Genomic DNA, 20,085 nt, shown 5'->3' with positions numbered 1-20,085 from the left:
ATGTCGATCGAAGTCCGTAACGTCAGCAAGAATTTCAACGCCTTCAAGGCCCTCGACGGCATCAGTCTGGATATCCAGAGTGGCGAGCTCGTGGCGCTGTTGGGCCCGTCCGGCTGTGGCAAGACCACGCTGCTGCGCATCATTGCCGGGCTGGAAACGCCGGACAAAGGCAGCATTGTGTTCCACGGCGAGGATGTCTCCGGCCACGACGTGCGCGATCGCAACGTAGGGTTCGTGTTCCAGCATTACGCGCTGTTTCGCCACATGACCGTGTTCGACAACGTCGCCTTCGGCCTGCGCATGAAGCCGAAGAACCAGCGCCCGAACGAGAGCCAGATCGCCGTCAAGGTGCATGAGCTGCTGAATATGGTGCAGCTGGACTGGCTGTCGGACCGCTATCCGGAGCAACTGTCGGGCGGTCAGCGTCAGCGGATTGCCCTCGCCCGTGCCCTGGCGGTGGAGCCCAAAGTGTTGCTGCTGGACGAGCCGTTCGGCGCGCTGGATGCCAAGGTGCGCAAGGAGCTGCGTCGCTGGCTGGCGCGGTTGCACGAAGACATCAACCTGACTTCGGTATTCGTGACCCACGACCAGGAAGAGGCGATGGAAGTCGCTGACCGCATCGTGGTGATGAACAAGGGTGTGATCGAGCAGATCGGCTCGCCGGGCGATGTCTACGAGAACCCGGCCAGCGACTTCGTGTATCACTTTCTGGGTGATTCAAACCGCCTGCACCTGGGTGAAGACAACCACGTGTTGTTCCGCCCGCATGAGGTGTCGTTGTCACGGCATGAAGTGGAAGGGCACCACGCGGCGGAAGTGCGGGACATCCGTCCGTTGGGCGCAACGACGCGCGTGACACTGAAAGTCGAGGGGCAACCGGAACTGATCGAAGCGGAAGTGGTGAAAGACCACGACAGCCTGACCGGACTGGCGCGCGGCGAGACGCTGTTCTTCAAGCCGAAGGTCTGGCAGAAGAGGGAGAGTATTTAAGCGGGTCCGACGCGCACCCCGGACCTTGTAGGAGCGCGCTTGCCCGCGAAATTCGGTGGGGCAGTCCACGCATCACTGGCTGACAAAATGCATTCGCGGGCAAGCGCGCTCCTACAGGTTTGTGCGGGTAATCACAATCCGGGCTGGACGCAAATCCACTGTAGGAGCAATCGGAGGTTACGACAGTCGCGAAGGCGGTGGGTCAGTGACATCCACGTCGGCTGACCCCATGCATTCGCGGCCAAGCGCGCTCCTACACTGGGTGTGAGCCTTAAACCGCAGCCTTTTTCAGATCCCGCCGGTGCGTTTTGCCCACCCGCGCCTCGATGGCGTGCTGCAACTTTTTTCTCATTCCCAGCAAAAAAGCCGCTTCGGCGACGACAAATAGCGGGCCGATGATCAGGCCTGTGAGGTCGTCGACAAACGCCGGCTTGCGGCCTTCGTAATGATGGCCCACAAACTGAATCGCCCAACCGAGCACGAACAACCCGACGCCTGCGCTGAGCCAGACCATGGTGGTTTGTTGCGCCAGGTTTGCGCCAAGCCACAGGCACAGCGCAAGCAGGACACCCATCAGCACGCCGAAAAAGGCATCCAGCCGCAGGTAGAAAAACGTAGCCGCCAGACTCACCAGTAAGGCCGGCGACACCCAGAGCCCGCCGAGGGACCAGCTGGTCCAGCCGGGGCGTGACAACAGCACGGCCACTGCGATCACGATCAAGGGAATGCCGACAAAGTGGGTGACGATATTGCGGGTGTCGCGGTGGTAGGCCGCGTACTGGCTGAGATGATCGACGAGGTTTTTCATTGTTATTCCTCTATGGATACGTGGATCATGCCGCTGATTTTTTTTGGTTGAGTCCGCTGGACGGCTCAGCCTGCAACAAAACGCCGGCTATCAAAAGGAGATTCACATGACGAATGGAACCCAATGGCGCTCATGGTTTATCAACGACCGATGGTTCCGCGATCTGCCTGCGCTGTTGCAGGATAGCTTGCTAACCGGCATGCGACAGCGCCGGGTGACGCCCGGCAAATCGATCTTCCAGCGCGGCGATCCTGCGCCTGGCTTGTACGCCTTGCTCACGGGCTCGTTACGCATCAATCCCCTCAACCCGCAGCAAACGGACGTGCCCCCGGCAGAAGGCTATCGGCCGTTCTGGTTTGGCGAAGCCTCGTTGTTCGACGACCTGCCCGCGACCCACGACGTCTTCGCCCAAGGCGCGGTCATTCTCCTGCACATGCCTCATGCGCCACTCAAGCAACTGCTGGCTGAAAACCCAGCCTTGTGGCGACATTTCCGCGAGTTGCTGGGGCGCAAGCTTGGGCTCGCAGTGCCCGCCATTGAAGACATCACCCTGATGCCCACCGAAGAACGCGTAGCGTTTCGGCTGCTCATGCTCGCCGAAGCCTATGGCGAGATGGATCGCTCCGCGCGCAGCGTGCCCCTCGTCGACATGGCGTCCAATCGCTGCCTCGGGTTGAGCGGTGAGGTGGTCGAGCGGGTGTTGGGGCACTTTGCCGAACGGCAGATCGTGCGCCGCGATCACGATCTTATCGGCGTGCTGGACACCGAATGTCTGCGCGAGGCGGCGCTTCATCGCCTGACCGGCGCAGGCGCGTGATGGCGTCACCCGTCAGCGATTCATTCCTTCGCGATACTGGCTGGGCGTCATGCCGGTCCAGCGCTTGAACGCGCGGCTGAAACTGCTGGTGTCGGCGAAACCAAGCAGGTAGGCGACTTCACTGAGCGAGCAACCCGGGTCGCGCATGTGTTGCAGCGCCAGATTCTGTCGGCACTGATTGAGCAGCAGGTCGTAGCGGCAACCCTCGTCGGCCAGATGGCGCTGAAGGCTGCGCAGGCTCAGGTGCAGCGTATCGGCGATGCGCTCGGCCGACGGCTCGCCTTCCGGCAGTTGAGTTTCGATGGCGCCACGCACCTTGCGCTCCCAGGTCAGTGCGCTGAGTTGTTCGAGGGTGCGGTTGAGCACGGCCTCGTTGTGCTCGGCCAGCTCGGGGTTGGCGTCATCCAGATGGCTGTCGAAATCCTCGCAGGCAAAGCTCAGCAGATTCTCCGTCGCGCCGAAGAACAGCGGTGCGCGGAAGACGTCATGCCACGGCTGCGGGTCTTCAGGCTGCGGCCGCATCAGGTGCACGGCCAGTGGCGCATAATGACGTCCCAAGCGGTTGCGGCAGGTGCGCACATAGATGGCGGCGAAGGCGTCCATGGCCTCATTGGCCGGCATCGGACTGCCGTCGGGCACGCGGAAACGAAATTCGTAACGCTCGTCCACACGTTCAAAGCTCATGACCAGCGCGTCGCTCACCACCGGGTGATAACGCACGATGCGCTCGAACACCTCACGCAACGAGCCGCTGGCGACCAGCGCATAACCGAGCGCATGAAAGGTCGTCGGGCTGACGAAACGTGAAACCCGCAATCCCAGCGCCGGGTCGCCGCTCGCCTGCACCGCCAGTTCCCAAAAACGGGTGGTTACCGTCACCGGGTATCGAGCGTTGGGGTCATCCATCAGCTGCGGATCCAGGCCCGCAGCCCGGCTCAGTGCGAGGCTGTCGAGGCCCAGGGCATCGAGTTGCTTGCGCAGGGCGCGGGTCCAGCTGGCGAGGATGCTCGGCTCAGACATACAAGTTGGCGCTTCCGGTCTACAGATTGGCGTTCACGGTCAGGCAGCTTCCCGGCTGAAGCGGCACAGTGGTGCCACGTTTTTTCATCCTGAAACCGGAGAATGGAAGCATGCACGACACTTCTGCAAGTGCTGCCGGACTGAATGCACAACAACGATCAGCGCATATTCGTGCGGTGGTTTCGGCCCACGGTGCCGCGTTGCGAGAGCGCTATCCGTTGCTGCGGCATCAGGACGCGATCGGCGCCGGCATCCTGTTCTTCGCACTGGCCGGCATGATCGGCAGCGCGGCCCTCTATCTCGGGGGTTACCTGGCGTGGTGGGCGTGCCTGCTGCTGAATGCGTTCTTCGCCTCGCTGACCCACGAGCTTGAACACGATCTGATCCACAGCATGTATTTTCGCAAGCAGCGCGTGCCCCATAACCTGATGCTGGCACTGGTCTGGCTGGCGCGGCCGAGCACGATCAATCCCTGGATTCGTCGGCATCTGCATCTCAATCACCACAAGGTCTCCGGCACCGAGGCCGATATGGAAGAGCGCGCCATCACCAATGGCGAGCGCTGGGGGCTGGCGCGGTTGCTGATGGTTGGCGATAACGTCATGTCATCGCTGATCCGCATGCTGCGGGCGAAAACCTGGGCGCATAAATTCAGCATTCTCAAGCGCACCCTTCGCGTTTATGCGCCGCTGGCGCTGCTCAATTGGAGCGCGTGGTACGTGTTTCTCGGCTTCCATGCCGCCAATGGCATTGCCGGTCTGATGGGCAGCCCGATTGACTGGTCGGCGAACACGCTGGCGGTCATGCACGTCATCGACATCGCTGTCGTGGTGCTGGTCGGTCCGAATGTGTTGCGTACCTTCTGTCTGCATTTCGTCAGTTCGAACATGCATTACTACGGCGACGTCGAGATGGGCAATGTCATGCAACAGACCCAAGTGCTCAATCCGTGGTGGATGTGGCCGCTGCAGGCGTTCTGCTTCAACTTCGGCAGCACCCATGGCATTCATCACTTCGTGGTGAAGGAGCCGTTCTATATCCGCCAGATGACGGCGCCCGTTGCGCACAAGGTGATGGCCGAGATGGGGGTGCGCTTCAATGATTTCGGCACCTTCTGGCGGGCCAACCGGTTTGAACGAGCGACCGAAAACGACACAGTGCTAAAGCCTGCGCGCGGTTGATACCTGCCTGCCCATTGCGCCGATGACGTCGGCTTCTGAGAAAATTTTCTCGATAAAGATTTCTGTAACAACCGCCCCTTAATCTCTGCTCATCCCCGGCGAGCTGGGGGCAGACAGCGTGATTATCAGGGTCACCCCTTTAAGGCAGGGGGTGGCCCTCTTTTTTTGCGCCATCCCCTGAAGCAGCGACATATATTTTCGAGCTATTAATAAATAGCTTCTTATTCTTTTTCGAATATATATCCGATCCCTATACTCGCCCCCATGAACGCAACATGCAGGAGGCGAAGGCCATGCATAACGAATCGATCCGTTACTTGATCGTGCCAGGCTGGCAAGGATCTGCCGACGACCATTGGCAAACGCACTGGCAGAACAGCCTGCCCAACAGCGTGCGCGTGGAGCAGGCCGACTGGCTCACGCCGCGCCGCGAAGATTGGGTGGGTGAACTGCAACGCGCTATCGCCTCTGACAGCACACCGGTAATTCTCATCGCCCACAGCCTGGGTTGCGTTACCGTCGCCCATTGGGCGCAGTTGGCGCCACTGGCGAGTTTGCGTCAGGTGCGCGGGGCCTTGCTGGTGGCCCCCGCTGACGTCAAACGCCCCAATTGCCCGCCGGCGATCCGCAATTTCGCACCGATTCCCGAGCACCTGCTGCCGTTCCCGACCCAAGTGGTCAGCTCGGACAACGACTCAGCCGTCAGTGCGTTGCGCGCGATGGAAATGGCCCGCAACTGGGGCGCCGAAATCGGCATCCTCAGCGGCGCTGGCCATATCAACGTGAAGTCCGGCCATCAGCGTTGGGAACAGGGTTTCGCTTACCTGTACCGGCTGCAAGGGCGCATCGAGCAATTCAACCGCCGCCGCGCATGACCACCGCCTTCGCAACGGTCGTTGCGCTTGAGCCCACTTTTCTCACGATCATTTTCGCCGCAGTGAACCGACAGGCGCTGCGGCCTTTTTTTTAAAACGCTCTGGTCAATGGATGGCCGGGCGGGAGCCTGCCATGAGCCTTTCCGACATTTCGAGCAACCCGCTGTTGACCTTTCCTGATGCTGAAAAAAGCCCGTTGAGCATCCGCGCCAAGGCCTTGGTGTTCATCGATCCACGATCGCGGCAGTTGCGCGAAGAGATGGAACTGCTGGCGCCGCTGGACCTGCCGGTGCTGATCCGCGGCGAATCCGGTACGGGCAAGGAATTGCTGGCGCGTCATATTCACCGTGGCAGCGACCGGGCCGGGTTGTTTGTTTCCGTCAACTGCGGCGCCATCAGCTCGACCTACGCCGACGCCGAACTGTTCGGCTACGCCGCCGGCGCCTACAGCGGTTCTGCCAGCAGTCGGGCAGGCTGGTTCGGCTCGGCAACGGGCGGCACGTTGTACCTGGATGAGATCGCCGACCTGCCGATGGCGATCCAGATCAAGTTGCTGGCGGCGCTGGAAAACCACGAAGTCACCCGCGTCGGCGCCACACAGCCCAGCCAGGTCGACGTCAGGCTGGTTGCAGCGACTAGCATCGATCTGCGCCTGTCGGTCGCCGCCGGCAAATTCCACGAGCGGCTTTATCGCTACCTGAACGAAGGACGCCTCGACCTGCCGGCGTTGCGCGAGCAGCCCGGAAACATCCTGCCGTTGGCCGAGTACTTCCTGGGGATTTACAGCCAGCGCTTCGATTTCGAGATGCCGCTGATCAGCGACGACGCGCAGCGGGTGCTTGAAGCGCATTACTGGCCGGGCAACACGCGAGAGCTGGAGAACGTCATTCACTTCGCGCTGCTGGTCAGCAGCGGCGCGGAAATCCTGCCCGAGCATTTGAATCTGCCGGTTCGATGAGCGTTCTGGGTCTCACGCATCGAATAGCCGGCTGGCAAAATGCCCCCTGAGAACGAAAAAGCATAACCATCCGACTAAAAAGTATTGTCTCGGAATAAAAAATCTCGGTACTGTCCGCATCAGCCGCCACCCTGCCAAGGGTCGATCCCGCGGCAGACCGAAGACAAAATCGCCCACGAGGCGACCCGATTTCTATTAAGGACATCGCATGAAGAAGACGTTTTTGTTCACCGCACTGGCGGCTGCTCTCTCCCTGGGCATCAGCGCTGCACAAGCTGCCGAGAAGCTCGTCGTGGGCGCTACGGCTGTTCCGCACGCCGAGATCCTCGAGCTGATCAAGCCTGAACTGGCCAAAGAAGGCGTGGACCTGCAGATCAAGGTCTTCACTGACTACGTGCAGCCCAATGTGCAACTGAACGAGAAGCGTCTGGACGCCAACTACTTCCAGACCAAGCCTTACCTGGACGGCTTCAACAAAGGCAAGGGCGCTACTTTGGTGACCGGCGTCGGCGTACACGTCGAACCGTTCGGCGGCTACTCGAAAAAGTGGAAATCGATCGCCGAGCTGCCTGAAGGCGCAACCGTTGCCATTCCGAACGAAGGCAGCAACGCCGGTCGCGCCCTGCTGCTGTTGCAGAAGAACGGCCTGATCACCCTGAAAGACCCGACCAACGCTTTGTCGACGCCGAAAGATATCGCCACCAACCCGAAAAAGCTGAAGTTCCGCGAGCTGGAATCGGCTCTGCTGCCGCGCGCGCTGGACCAGGTTGACCTGGATCTGATCAACACCAACTACGCGCTGGAAGCCAAGCTCAGCCCTAAAAAGGATGCGCTGATTCTGGAAGGCTCCGACTCGCCGTACGTGAACTACCTGGTCACCCGTACCGACAATGCTCACACCGACGCGATCGAAAAGCTGTCCAAGGCGCTGACCAGCCAGCAGGTCAAAGACTTCATCAACAAGAAGTACGACGGCGCAGTTATCCCGGCGTTCTGATGAAGGCCTGAATGCGCGGTTGCAGCGCATTCATGTGTACAAAACGCGCTTGCCCGCGGTTGCTCCCGCTCCGCTGACGCACTGTCATCGGGTGCATGGAAGTGACGGCGGGCAAGCGCGTTTTGCGTTTAAAGCGCCGGCCCTTTGCATGAGTCCGCTACCAGCCACTCGCACATGGCAGTGATGGCCGAAGGCCGTCGCTAGGTCGTTCGGCGCTATGCATATGCCCTATCGATATTTAAACTTCGCTTCTTATAGCTTTAAAGTCCTCCCTCCTCAGCCACACCTTTTGGAGTCGGAGTTCTCATGCCAGCAGCCTCCCACGCTTCGTCCGCGCAAGCGCCCGGTCAGCAGTTCGATGTGCGTCCATTCGCCGAAAAGGTGGGCGCGGAAATCGTCGGGCTGGATCTGTCCCGTCCGCTCAACGACGCCGATTTTGCCCGCGTGCATCAAGCGCACCTCGATTATCACGTTGTCGTTTTCCGCGATCAGCACATCACCCCGCAGCAGCAGATCGATTTCAGCCGCCGTTTTGGCGTCCTGCAGATTCATGTGCTCAAGCAATTCCTGCTCGCCAATCATCCCGAGATTTTAATCGTCTCCAATATCGTCGAGAACGGTCAGCCGGTCGGGCTGGGCGATGCCGGCAAATACTGGCACTCGGACCTTTCCTACAAAGAGCTGCCGAGCCTGGGCTCGATGCTCTACGCCCAGGAGCTGCCGAGCGAAGGCGGCGACACCCTGTTCGCCGATATGCACCTGGCCTGGGACACGCTGCCAGAGCATCTGCGCAAGGCCGTCGAAGGGCGCAACGCCGCGCACAGCTATACGTCCCGCTACAGCCATGGGCATAACGCCGATAACTGGCGCCCGACCCTCAGCGCTGAACAGTTGGCGCAGGTCGCAGTGGTCAGCCACCCGATCGTGCGTACCCACCCGGAAAACGGGCGCAAGGCGCTATTCGTCAGCGAAGGCTTCACGACCCACATCGTCGGCTTGCCGGAAGACGAGAGTCAGGCAATTCTCACTGAGCTGTACGCCCACAGCGTTCGTCCGGAAGGCGTTTACCGCCACAAGTGGCAGGAGAACGACATGGTGTTCTGGGACAACCGTTCGCTGATTCATCTGGCCGGCGGCACGCCCGATCACCTCCGCCGTCGCTTGCACCGCACCACCATTCAGGGCGATGCGCCGTTCTGATTCAGGAGAGCTCCATGAATGCTGTTCTGCAAAGCCACACGGCTAGCGATCGCTTGAACACGCATCAGGCCAATCAGCCCACCGCTGAAGCGCTGCTGCAAGTACAGGGCGTCAGCCTTGAATACCGCACGCCGGAACGCGTGGTGCGGGCCACCCACCAAGTCAGTTTTGAAATTGATCCTGCCGACCGTTTTGTCCTGCTCGGCCCGTCGGGCTGCGGCAAGTCAACGCTGCTCAAGGCCGTGGCCGGGTTCATCCAGCCCAGCGAAGGGCAGATTCGTCTGGCCGGCCAGCAGGTCAGGGAACCGGGGCCGGACCGGATTGTGGTGTTTCAGGAATTCGACCAGTTGCCGCCGTGGAAGACGGTGATTCAGAACGTCATGTTTCCGCTGCTGGCCTCGCGGACCCTCAAGCGTCGTGAGGCCGAGGAGCGTGCGCGGTTTTACCTGGAGAAAGTCGGCCTGAGCGCTTTCGCCGATGCCTATCCGCACACCTTGTCCGGCGGCATGAAGGCGCGCGTGGCGATTGCCCGGGCGCTGGCGATGCAGCCCAAGATCCTGCTGATGGACGAGCCCTTCGCCGCGCTCGATGCGTTGACCCGCCGCAAGATGCAGGAAGAGCTGCTGGAGTTGTGGGAAGAGGTGCGCTTCACGCTGCTGTTCGTGACCCACTCCATCGAGGAAGCGCTGGTGGTGGGCAACCGGATTCTGCTGCTGTCGCCCCATCCGGGCCGCGTGCGCGCCGAGATCAACAGCCATCAGTACACCCTGAAAAGCCTCGGCGGCGTCGAGTTCCAGGCGTCTGCGCAGCGCATTCACCGGCTGCTGTTCGACGAGGGCGAAGCCCCTGCGGTCGAGCCGGATCTGCGGTTTCAGGATGTTCGTATTGCCTATTAACACGCACATCCCTTGTAGGAGCGCGCTTGCCCGCGATTGCGGTGTGTCAGAGGACATCAATGTCACAGGCACACCGCAATCGCGGGCAAGCGCGCTCCTACAGGGGCGTGGCGCACATGAGATTGCACCCATGAGCCTTTCACCTCCTCTGCGGGAAGAATACGAAGTCGTGCTGGAGCCTTTCACTCAGGAAGACCTGGCCCGCGACATTCCCCTCGCGCAACGCATCTGGCAGGTCAGCTGGGTGCGTAAAGCCGTGATCCTCGTGGCGCTGGCGATCCTCTGGGAAATTGCCGCGCGCATTCAGGGCAACGACCTGCTGCTGCCGAGCTTTCTGCAAACCGCTCAGGCCTTTATTGAAGGCATCGCCAGCGGTGAATTGCTGACCAAGGTCTGGATCTCCCTGACGGTCCTGGTCAAGGGTTACCTGATTGGCATCGTTATGGCGTTCGGCCTGACCACGCTGGCCGTGTCCACCCAACTGGGGCGCGACCTGCTCGGCACGCTGACGGCGATGTTCAACCCGCTGCCGGCCATCGCGCTGCTGCCGTTGTCGCTGCTGTGGTTCGGCCTGGGTGAAAACAGTCTGATCTTCGTGCTGGTGCATTCCGTACTCTGGGCATTGGCCTTGAATACCTACGCGGGGTTTCTCGGCGTCTCTGAAACCCAGCGCATGGCTGGGCGCAATTACGGCCTCAAGGGCCTGCGGTTTGTCTGGTACATCCTGATTCCGGCAGCGCTGCCGTCGATTCTCGCGGGCCTGAAAATCGGCTGGGCATTTGCCTGGCGAACCCTCATCGCCGCAGAACTGGTGTTCGGCGCGTCTTCGGGCAAGGGTGGTCTGGGCTGGTACATCTTCCAGAACCGCAACGAGCTGTACACCGACAAGGTGTTCGCGGGCCTGGCGGCGGTGATCATCATCGGTCTGCTGGTGGAAAACCTGCTGTTCAGCAACGTCGAGCGCCTGACCGTGAAGCGGTGGGGCATGCAGCGCTGATCTGCTTTATCAAACGAACGCTCCGCCTTGTGGCCGCTGGATGAGCAATGAGGCCGTCACCCCTTTAGCTTTCATCGTGAGAAATGTATGGATCTTTCAAAGACAGCTGCACCGTTCAAGCGCCCGACGCTGACAGCGCTCGCCGCCGCACTGGGTCTGGTTGGCACATTGTTGAGCAGCGGCGCCCACGCTGAAGGCAAAATCAGCATCGCCCAGCAGTTCGGCATCGGGTACCTGATTCTGGACGTCGTTCAGCAGCAGAAACTGATCGAGAAGCACGGCAAGGAACAGGGCCTGGACATCAAGGTCGACTGGAACAGCATCTCCGGCGCCACCGCGATGAATGAAGCTCTCTTGGCCGGCGCGCTGGATGTGGTGTCAGCGGGCGTGCCGCCGATGCTGACCATTTGGGATCGGACCAAGGGCAAGCAGAACGTCAAGGCGATCGCCTCGCTGGGCTCGATGCCCAATTACCTGCTCAGCAACAATCCGAACGTGAAAACCCTCAACGACTTCACCGAAAAAGACCGCATCGCGGTGCCGGCGGCGGGCGTGGGATTCCAGTCGCGTACGTTGCAGATCGAAACCGCCAAGCTGTTAGGGAACGACAATTTCAAGAAATTCGACAACATCTCGGTCAGCCTGCCGCACCCGGATGCCACGTCAGCGCTGATTGCCGGCGGGTCGGAAATCAGCGCGCACTTCTCCAGCCCGCCGTTTCAGTATCAGGAGCTGGAAAACCCCAATGTGCATAAGGTGCTGAGCTCTTACGACGTGCTGGGCGGTCAGGCAACGTTCAACGTGCTCTACACCACTCAGAAATTCCACGACGAAAACCCGAAGACCTACAAGGCGTTCTACGACGCACTGGCGGAGGCCGAGAAAATCATCAAGGCCGACAAACCTGCGGCGGCCAAGACTTACATCGACGTCGAGAAATCGAAATTGCCGTTGCCGCTGGTGGAAAAAATCGTCTCCGATCCAGAAATCGACTTCACCGTCGTGCCCCAGCGCACATTCATCTACGCTGAAAAACTGCACGACCTCGGCGTCCTGAAAAACAAGGCTGACAGCTGGAAGGATTTCTTCTTCGAAGAAGCCCACGGTGGCGCGGGGAGTTGATCCTCAATGTTGGTCGGGCTGCTGAAGGCGGTGTGTCAGCCACACCGCCTTTGCGACCGTCGTAACCTCCGATTGCTCCTACAGGGGATTTGCGCCCGACGCAGATATTGAGCGCGAGGCAAAATTGTAGGAGCGCGCTTGCCCGCGAATGCATTGTGTCAGGCAGCATTGATGGCTCAGACCCACCGCCATCGCGGGCAAGCGCGCTCCTACATGGGATTCGCGTCTGACATGTGCGTTGGGCATGCCTCGGGGTGTGGGTCTTATAGGGGTCTCGAATACGGACACGAAAACTGGAGGAGTGACCGGGGTGGCGCGCCACCTTGCCCGCGAATGCATGGGGCCGGCCAATATTGATTTCGCAGATCGGCCACCATCGCGGACAAGCGGGCTCTAGCGTAGATTGGGGTGCTCTATAGATTCCGGCAGAGTTCAGTAGCACCAAGGAACCCTGATCCGCGCTCACAGTCGCATGATCACATCGCAACGGCGTCCGGCGGCGCGGTGTCGCAACGGCATTGGCACAAAGGAGCTTGCATGCCCGCCCAACCCTGTCTTTTTCGTGGTCGTCTGACCGTTCTTTCCATCGGTCTGTGCCTGGCCTTTCTCGCCGGCTGTGGCAAGGAAAAGCCCCAGGAACCGGTGCGCGCGCGCGTGCAGGCGCAGGCGGTCAAGACGGTCGATTTCGCCGCAGACGTGGCGCTGACCGGTGATGTTCAGGCACGGGTGCAGACGCAGCTTTCGTTCCGGGTGGGCGGCAAGATCATTCAGCGGACGGTCGATGTCGGCGATCGGGTGTCAGCCAAGCAAGTGCTGGCCAAACTCGACCCCAAAGACCTGCAGACCAACGTCGATTCCGCCATCGCTGCCGTTGCCGCCGAGCAGGCGCGCGTGAAACAAACCGCCGCCGCCTTCGTGCGTCAGAAAAAACTGTTGCCCAAGGGCTACACCAGCCGCAGTGAATACGATTCGGCCCAGGCGCAATTGCGCAGCAGCCAGAGCGCGTTCAAAGCGGCCCAGGCGCAACTGGCCAACGCCCGCGAGCAGTTGGGTTACACGGCGTTGATTGCCGATGCGCCGGGCATCATTACCGCGCGGCAGGCTGAAGTCGGCCAGGTCGTGCAACCGACGGCACCGATCTTCAGCCTGGCCCGCGATGGCGAGCGCGATGCCGTGTTCAACGTCTATGAGTCGCTGTTCGTTAACCCGCCCACCGACCAGCCAGTCGAAGTGACGCTGCTGGACAAACCGAAGGTCAAGGCCGTCGGTAAAGTCCGTGAAGTCACCCCGGCCGTGTCGGCGCAGACCGGCACGCTGCAAGTGAAGATCGCACTCACCTCGCTGCCACCGGGTATGGACCTGGGTTCGGTGGTCAGTGCCGCCCTGAGCGTGCCGGCCAGGACCAGCGTCGAGCTGCCGTGGTCCGCGCTGACCAAAGGCCTGGGCGATCAGCTCGGCAAACCGGCGGTGTGGGTGGTCGATGGTGACAACAAGGTCAGCCTGCGCGGCGTGACGGTCGGGCGCTACCTGACGGGCAAAGTGATCATTGTCGACGGTCTGAAGAATGGTGAAAAAGTGGTCGTTGCCGGTAACCAGTTGCTGCACCCGGATATGCAGGTGGAACTCGCCGACGTGTCCCCCGATCCTTCAAAACAACCGACAGGAGGCCAGCAATGAGGCGCCTGTCGGGAATCGTGTTGACCGCTCTGCTGTTGAGCGCGTGCAGCAAGGAAGAGCCACCGCCCGAGCCGATTCGGCCGGTGCTGTTCATTGAGGTTAAACCCCAGGCGCAAGAAAGCCTGGGCCGTTTCGCCGGCAACATTGCTGCGCGCTATGAAAGCACCCTGGGCTTTCGCGTCTCGGGCCGCATCGCCCAGCGTAGCGTCGACGTTGGCGCACAGGTGAAGAAGGGCGACATGCTCGCCGTGCTCGATCCGACCGACCAACAGAACCAGGTGCGCTCGACCCAGGGCGATCTGGCCCGGGTCGAAGCGCAGTTGATCAACGCCCAGGCCAACGCCCGTCGGCAACAAGAGTTGTTCGATCGCGGCGTTGGCGCCCAGGCCGCGCTGGATGTCGCAGTCACCGACCTCAAAACCACCCAGTCTTCCTACGATCAGGGCAAGGCCGCATCGCAGCAGGCCAAGGATCAGCTGAGCTACAGCGAGCTGCGCGCCGATCACGATGCCGTGGTCACCGAATGGAAAGTCGAGGCCGGCCAGGTGGTCAGCGCAGGTGAGCAGGTGGTGACACTGGCGCGCCCGGACATCAAAGAGGCGGTCATTGACCTGCCGGCGCAACTGGGTGATCAACTGCCCAGCGACGTGGTGTTCAAAGTCGCCAGCCAGCTGGAACCAGAGATCAACACCACCGCGACCGTGCGAGAACTCGAGCCTCAGGCCGAAAGCACCACCCGCACCCGTCGCGCACGTTTGACCCTGGCGGATACGCCGGCGGCGTTCCGTTTGGGCACAGCGATCAGTGTGACCCTTAGCTCGGCGATCAAGCCGCGCATCGAGCTTCCGGCCACGGCCGTGCAGGAGGTCGATGGCAAGACGCAGATCTGGGTCATCGACATGCAAAATCAGACGGTTTCTCCACGCGTCGTGACAGTCGTTAGCCGCAGTGGTGATTCGGTGGTGTTGGCCGATGGCGTCAACAACGGCGATCGCGTTGTGACCGCCGGGGTCAACAGCCTCAAGCCGGGGCAGAAAATCAAAGTCGATAAGGAAAGCCCACGATGAAAGGGACGTTCAACCTCTCCGATTGGGCGATCAAGCATCAGTCTTTCGTCTGGTACCTGATGTTCGTCGGCCTGCTGATGGGCGTGTTTTCCTACATGAATCTGGGTCGTGAAGAAGACCCTTCGTTCACCATCAAGACCATGGTCATACAAACCCGCTGGCCGGGCGCGACTGTGGATGAAACCCTGGAGCAGGTCACCGATCGCATCGAGAAAAAGCTCGAAGAGCTCGATTCCCTCGACTATGTAAAAAGCTACACCCGACCGGGTGAGTCCACTGTTCTCGTTTACCTGCGCGACACCACCAGCGCAGGGGCCATTCCTGACATCTGGTACCAGGTGCGCAAGAAGATCGACGACATTCGCGGGCAGTTCCCCCAAGGTATTCAAGGTCCGGCGTTCAACGACGAGTTCGGTGACGTCTACGGTTCGATTTACGCGTTCACCTCTGACGGTCTGACCCTGCGCCAATTGCGCGACTACGTGGAGCAAGTGCGGGTCCAGATCCGCGACGTGCCAGGCCTGGGCAAAGTCGAAATGATCGGCGAGCAGGACGAAGTGCTGTACCTGAACTTCTCCACCCGCAAGCTGGCGGCCCTGGGGCTTGATCAGCGTCAGGTGGTGCAAAGTCTTCAATCGCAAAACACCGTGACGCCGGCCGGGGTCATTGAGGCCGGTCCGGAGCGCATTTCCGTGCGCACCTCCGGCCAGTTCGCGTCGGAAAAAGACCTGGAAAATGTGAACCTGCGTCTCAACGATCGCTTCTATCGCTTGAGCGATATCGCCGAAATCACGCGCGGGTACGTCGATCCACCCAAACCGCTGTTCCGCTTCGACGGCAAGCCTGCCATCGGCCTGGCCATCGCCATGAAGAAAGGTGGCAACGTTCAGGAGTTCGGCAAGCAGTTGCACGAGCGCATGACCGCCGCCACCGCCGACCTGCCGATCGGCGTCGGCGTGCATGTGGTTTCCGATCAGGCGCAAGTGGTGGAGAAAGCCGTTGGCGGGTTCACCAGCGCGCTGTTTGAAGCGGTCGTGATCGTGTTGATTGTCAGCTTCATCAGCCTCGGCATGCGTGCAGGGCTGGTGGTCGCCTGCTCGATCCCGCTGGTGCTGGCGATGGTCTTCGTGTTCATGGAATACAGTGGCATCACCATGCAGCGTATTTCCCTGGGCGCCCTGATCATTGCACTCGGCCTGTTGGTCGATGACGCGATGATTACCGTGGAGATGATGGTGTCGCGCCTTGAAAAAGGCGACACCAAAGCCCAAGCCGCGACCTACGCCTACACGTCGACGGCCTTCCCGATGCTCACCGGTACATTGGTGACGGTCGCGGGCTTCGTGCCGATCGGCCTCAACGCGAGTTCGGCAGGGGAATACACCTTTACCCTGTTCGCCGTGATTGCCGTCGCCATGCTGGTGTCCTGGGTCGTCGCCGTGTTGTTCGCGCCAGTGATCGGCGTGCACATCCTCAGTGAAAACATCAAGAAACACGACGAGAACGCCAAGCCCGGACGCATCGCACGAGCCTTCAACGGTTCGATGTTCTGGGCCATGCGTCATCGCTGGCTGACCATCATCATCACGATCCTGCTGTTCGCCACTTCGCTGTTCTGCATGCGCTTTGTGCAGAACCAGTTCTTCCCCTCATCGGACCGCCCCGAGATTCTGGTCGACCTCAACCTGCCGCAGAGCGCGTCGATCAACGAGACGCGTCGCGCAGTGGACAAGCTAGAGGCCACGCTCAAGGACGATCCGGACATTGTCAGCTGGAGCAGCTACATCGGCGAAGGTGCGGTGCGTTTCTATCTGCCGCTGGATCAGCAGTTGGAAAACCCGTACTACGCGCAGCTGGTCATCGTCAGCAAAGGGCTGGAAGAGCGCGGCGCGTTGACCGAGCGTTTGAAAAAGCGCCTGCGTGATGACTTCGTCGGCATCGGCACCTACGTTCAGGCACTGGAAATGGGGCCTCCGGTGGGGCGTCCGATTCAGTACCGGGTCAGCGGCGAGAATATTGATGAAGTGCGCCAGCACGCCATCGAACTCGCCACGCTGTTGGACAACAACCAGCACATCGGCGAGATGATTTACGACTGGAACGAGCCCGGCAAAGTCCTGCGCATCGACATCAATCAGGACAAGGCGCGGCAACTGGGCTTGTCGTCCGAGGACGTCGCGCAGTTGATGAACAGCATCGTGACCGGCTCGGCGGTGACCCAGGTGCGCGACGACATCTACCTGATCAACGTCGTCGGTCGTGCGGTGGATTCCGAGCGCGGGTCGCCGGAAACCCTGCAGAACCTGCAGATCGTTACGCCCCAGGGCACGTCGATTCCGCTGCTCGCATTCGCCAACGTGCGCTATGAACTGGAACAGCCGCTGGTGTGGCGTCGCGATCGTAAACCGACGATCACGCTCAAGGCTGCCGTGAGCGACGAGATGCAGCCGACCGATCTGGTCAAGGAGCTCAAGCCCGAGATCGACAAGTTCGCCGCCGGTTTGCCGGTGGGTTACAAGATCGCCACGGGCGGTACGGTGGAGGAGAGCGGCAAGGCCCAGGGGCCGATCGCCAAGGTCGTGCCGTTGATGATCTTCCTGATGGCGACCTTCCTGATGATCCAGCTGCACAGCGTGCAGAAGATGTTCATCGTCGCCAGTGTCGCGCCGTTGGGATTGATCGGCGTGGTGCTTGCGTTGGTGCCGACCGGAACGCCGATGGGATTTGTGGCGATCCTCGGGATTCTGGCGCTGATCGGCATCATCATTCGTAACTCGGTGATTCTGGTGACGCAGATTCATGAGTATGAAGTGGCCGGCTATCTGCCGTGGGACGCAGTGGCGGAAGCGACTGAACACCGTCGTCGCCCGATCCTGCTGACCGCTGCGGCGGCAAGCCTGGGCATGATCCCCATCGCCCGCGAAGTGTTCTGGGGGCCGATGGCTTACGCGATGATCGGCGGGATCATCATCGCGACCCTGCTGACGCTGTTGTTCCTGCCGGCGCTATACGTGGCCTGGTACAAGATCAAGGAGCCGAGTGACGAGGACCGTCAGAAAGCCGAGCAAGAGAAGGCTGAACAAGAGAAGGCGAGCGAGGAGACTTTAGACCAGTCTTAATTTAGGAACGGTCCGACAGACACTTGTCGGTCCTTGCCTTACTGTGCCCCGCTGAATCGCTTCGCGGGGCTCGGCATGTCTTTTATCTCTGTGCGCTTGTGTGTCTGTCTCTTGTTGGGCTGGCTGCTGCCATTCGGCAGTTCGGCTGAAACGTTGGAAAACGCCTTCTGGCGCGTGGACATTGATCCGCAGACCCTCGCGGTCCGTGTCTCGCCGAGCGGGCAATCTGCCTTGCAGGCGTCAAGCGGGGTCAAGGCTCGCCGCGTCAGTGCGCTCAAGACCACGCCGGAGCATCTCTCCTGGCAATGGGACGAAGGCGCCTGGCATCTCGAAGCCCGGCTGCAGCAACGTGACCTCTTGCTGACCATCAAGGCCCGGAGCGCGGGGGTGCTGGAGTTTCTGAATCAGCCGGGCGACGCCATGGGCAAGGCGCTGATCTGGCCGATGGCCGAGGGGCATTACGTCCCTCGGGGGGACACTGTCTGGCAGCAGTTTCTTGTGGCCCAGGGCGAGATCAACACCACACAGGACCTGAGCCTGCCGCTATGGGGAATGGACCACGGCGCGTTCACCCTGACCTGGCTGCTGACCAACCCGTTCAACAATCGCCTGCGTTTGCATCCGCAGGGTGAAGCCCTGAGGTTGTCCGCCAGTCATGCGTTCACGGCATTGGATGTCAGCGTGCCTTTGACCTTTCGTCTGTCTCTGGACGCCCCCGATCCGCTTGCTGGTGCAAGGCGCTATCGGCAGTGGCTCATCGATAATGGCGAATATCAGACGCTGCAAAGCAAGTTCGAGAAAACCCCTGAGGGGCGCAAGCTGCTCGGCGCAGCCCATGTGTATCTGTGGGGTAACGACCTGCTCGCGCTTGATGACATTCAGTCATGGGAGCGCCTGACTCAGGTGCTGGCATCCGATGACCCACTCGCCGTGCAATTGCGCAAACGGCTGGATAAGAAGGCCTTGGTTTTGCTGAGTGGCAGCCACGCCCAACTGCAGCTCTGGCAACGGGTCACCCTGCTGCGCAGTCTGAACAACGCATTTAACTCAGTCGCACGGCAAGCCTGGCAACGTGATGCCCAGCCCGGCGTGTCGCGGTTGGTCTCGCGCTATGGCGAGCTTCGCGGGGAGGTCGCCCGCCTGTTTGCCGGCGCCCTCGCTGACGACCCGTCGACATGGGGCGGCGCTCTGTCCCTGCAGGGCATCAAAAGTTTGCAGGCATCCGGTTTGTCACGCCTCTGGCTTGGGCTCGGCGAAGGATGGGAGGGCGGTCTCTGGCATCCCGAGGCTGTACGCGCCGGCGTGCAGGCGGGTTATCTGATTGCGCCCTATGATTCCTACGAAACGGCTCTGGCGACTCATGAAAATTCGGACTGGGTAACCGCTCACCTGGGCAGCGACGCCTATCGTCAATGCGCCATCGTGCTGAAGGACGGAACGTTCAAAGCAGGTTTTCAACAGTCAGGGCATTACACCGATCCGCGTTGTGTCCGGCCACTGATGGAGGCGCGGGTTGCGGCCGTCCAGGCCGCTGCCGGTTTCAACAGCTGGTTTCTCGATGCCTACGCCACGGGGATGCTGTTTGACAGCTATCGCCCCGGTGCGACCATGACCCAGATGCAAAACGCTGGGGCAAACGTCAGTGCTTCGCAGTGGTTGGCTGAAGCACAAGCGCTGCCCTCAGGTTCCGAGGACGGCAATGCCGTCACCGCCCGAGGCATCCTTTTCGCCCATGGCATGCAGACGCCGGTGATCGGCTGGGGTGATCCGGAGCTCAGCCAGCACACGTCCTCCCGCTGGTACCTCGGCAGCTGGTATCCGCCGGAGCAGCCGGACGTGTTCTTCAAACCGGTGCCGATCAAGGAGCCTTATCGCACCGTTCACTTCAACCCGACGACCCGTTTGCCGCTCTATCAAACCGTGTTCCATGGGTCGGTCATCACTGCCCATCACTGGCTTTTTGACAGCCTGAAACTGGTGAATGTCAGGCAAGAGAACGAGCTCACTCAGTTGCTCTATAACGTCCCCCCGCTTTATCACTTGAGCAGCGGGACATTGGGCGAGCGGTTGCCGGTGATACAGCGTCAGGACAGGTTTTTCAGGCCGCTGCACGAGCGCCTTGGCACTCAGGCGATGACGGCGTTCAGCTGGCTGACCCGTGATCGACTGGTTCAACAGACGACATTTGCGGATGGAACAAGACTGGTGGCGAACTTCGATGGCAAGCCGCGTGAGTTAGGGACCCATTCGTTTGCAGGGCATAGCGTGACGGCGGTTGGGCCTGACGGAGCGGTCAGCGTCTATCACGCAACAGGGGAAGGCGGCTGATGCGACCGGTGTTCAGGCGGCGCTACGGCAGAC

At 60.8% G+C, this 20,085-nt stretch carries 15 protein-coding genes and 1 pseudogene; 14 read left to right on the top strand and 2 right to left on the bottom strand.

What is annotated here, in order from left to right:
- Entirely contained in the window at positions 1-990 is a 990-nt protein-coding gene (locus tag L4G42_RS07265; protein ID WP_172610084.1) for a sulfate/molybdate ABC transporter ATP-binding protein, read from the top strand.
- Positions 991-1,261: 271 nt separating this feature from the next.
- Here the strand turns inward: L4G42_RS07265 and L4G42_RS07260 are convergent, their stop codons facing one another.
- Entirely contained in the window at positions 1,262-1,798 is a 537-nt protein-coding gene (locus L4G42_RS07260) for an Mpo1 family 2-hydroxy fatty acid dioxygenase (protein ID WP_237252848.1), read from the bottom strand.
- 106 nt (positions 1,799-1,904) lie between these two features.
- Here L4G42_RS07260 and L4G42_RS07255 point away from each other — a divergent pair, with 106 nt between their 5' ends.
- Positions 1,905-2,615 (top strand): Crp/Fnr family transcriptional regulator, encoded by a 711-nt coding sequence (locus L4G42_RS07255; RefSeq protein WP_237252849.1) that lies wholly within the window; start codon positions 1,905-1,907, stop codon positions 2,613-2,615.
- A 12-nt stretch (positions 2,616-2,627) separates the two neighbouring features.
- Here the strand turns inward: L4G42_RS07255 and L4G42_RS07250 are convergent, their stop codons facing one another.
- Positions 2,628-3,635 carry an AraC family transcriptional regulator gene (locus tag L4G42_RS07250; RefSeq protein WP_237259759.1) on the bottom strand — a complete coding sequence of 336 codons (1,008 nt, stop codon included), beginning with the start codon at positions 3,633-3,635 and terminating at the stop codon, positions 2,628-2,630.
- A gap of 110 nt (positions 3,636-3,745) precedes the next feature.
- Between L4G42_RS07250 and L4G42_RS07245 the strand changes: the two genes are divergently transcribed.
- From L4G42_RS07245 to L4G42_RS07190, 12 genes and pseudogenes are all read left to right on the top strand, one after another.
- Positions 3,746-4,816: a fatty acid desaturase gene (locus tag L4G42_RS07245; RefSeq protein WP_237252851.1), complete on the top strand. Its 1,071-nt coding sequence runs from the start codon at positions 3,746-3,748 to the stop codon at positions 4,814-4,816.
- Between the two features lie 293 nt (positions 4,817-5,109).
- A complete protein-coding gene (locus L4G42_RS07240; RefSeq protein WP_237252852.1) occupies positions 5,110-5,691 on the top strand; it encodes an alpha/beta hydrolase in 582 nt (193 codons plus the stop codon).
- Positions 5,692-5,824: 133 nt separating this feature from the next.
- Positions 5,825-6,640 (top strand): annotated as a pseudogene (locus tag L4G42_RS07235) (sigma 54-interacting transcriptional regulator); the annotation flags it as partial.
- Between the two features lie 217 nt (positions 6,641-6,857).
- Positions 6,858-7,646: a MetQ/NlpA family ABC transporter substrate-binding protein gene (locus tag L4G42_RS07230; RefSeq protein ID WP_237252853.1), complete on the top strand. Its 789-nt coding sequence runs from the start codon at positions 6,858-6,860 to the stop codon at positions 7,644-7,646.
- Between the two features lie 306 nt (positions 7,647-7,952).
- Complete coding sequence (locus tag L4G42_RS07225) at positions 7,953-8,846, top strand: TauD/TfdA dioxygenase family protein (RefSeq protein WP_237252854.1); 894 nt, start codon at positions 7,953-7,955, stop codon at positions 8,844-8,846.
- A gap of 14 nt (positions 8,847-8,860) precedes the next feature.
- Positions 8,861-9,742 (top strand): ABC transporter ATP-binding protein, encoded by an 882-nt coding sequence (locus L4G42_RS07220; RefSeq protein WP_237252855.1) that lies wholly within the window; start codon positions 8,861-8,863, stop codon positions 9,740-9,742.
- Positions 9,743-9,872: 130 nt separating this feature from the next.
- Complete coding sequence (locus L4G42_RS07215) at positions 9,873-10,739, top strand: ABC transporter permease (RefSeq protein ID WP_237252856.1); 867 nt, start codon at positions 9,873-9,875, stop codon at positions 10,737-10,739.
- Positions 10,740-10,826: 87 nt separating this feature from the next.
- Complete coding sequence (locus L4G42_RS07210) at positions 10,827-11,861, top strand: ABC transporter substrate-binding protein (protein WP_237252857.1); 1,035 nt, start codon at positions 10,827-10,829, stop codon at positions 11,859-11,861.
- A 537-nt stretch (positions 11,862-12,398) separates the two neighbouring features.
- Positions 12,399-13,538 (top strand): efflux RND transporter periplasmic adaptor subunit, encoded by a 1,140-nt coding sequence (locus tag L4G42_RS07205; RefSeq protein WP_237260680.1) that lies wholly within the window; start codon positions 12,399-12,401, stop codon positions 13,536-13,538.
- Positions 13,535-14,605, top strand: coding sequence for an efflux RND transporter periplasmic adaptor subunit (locus L4G42_RS07200; RefSeq protein ID WP_237252859.1), 1,071 nt, complete (start codon positions 13,535-13,537; stop codon positions 14,603-14,605). Before L4G42_RS07205 ends, L4G42_RS07200 begins: the two co-directional genes overlap by 4 nt.
- The gene (locus L4G42_RS07195; RefSeq protein ID WP_237252860.1) at positions 14,602-17,724 is read left to right on the top strand and encodes an efflux RND transporter permease subunit; all 3,123 of its coding nucleotides are present in this window, start codon (positions 14,602-14,604) and stop codon (positions 17,722-17,724) included. The genes L4G42_RS07200 and L4G42_RS07195 overlap by 4 nt, the downstream gene beginning before the upstream one ends.
- Before the next feature lie 75 nt (positions 17,725-17,799).
- Complete coding sequence (locus L4G42_RS07190; protein ID WP_237252861.1) at positions 17,800-20,052, top strand: glycoside hydrolase; 2,253 nt, start codon at positions 17,800-17,802, stop codon at positions 20,050-20,052.
- The last annotated feature ends 33 nt before the right edge of the window (positions 20,053-20,085 follow it).

The sequence above is a fragment of the Pseudomonas petrae genome (assembly GCF_021728295.1).
Taxonomy (GTDB): domain Bacteria; phylum Pseudomonadota; class Gammaproteobacteria; order Pseudomonadales; family Pseudomonadaceae; genus Aquipseudomonas; species Aquipseudomonas petrae.
This window is presented reverse-complemented; position numbering and strand designations above follow the sequence as displayed.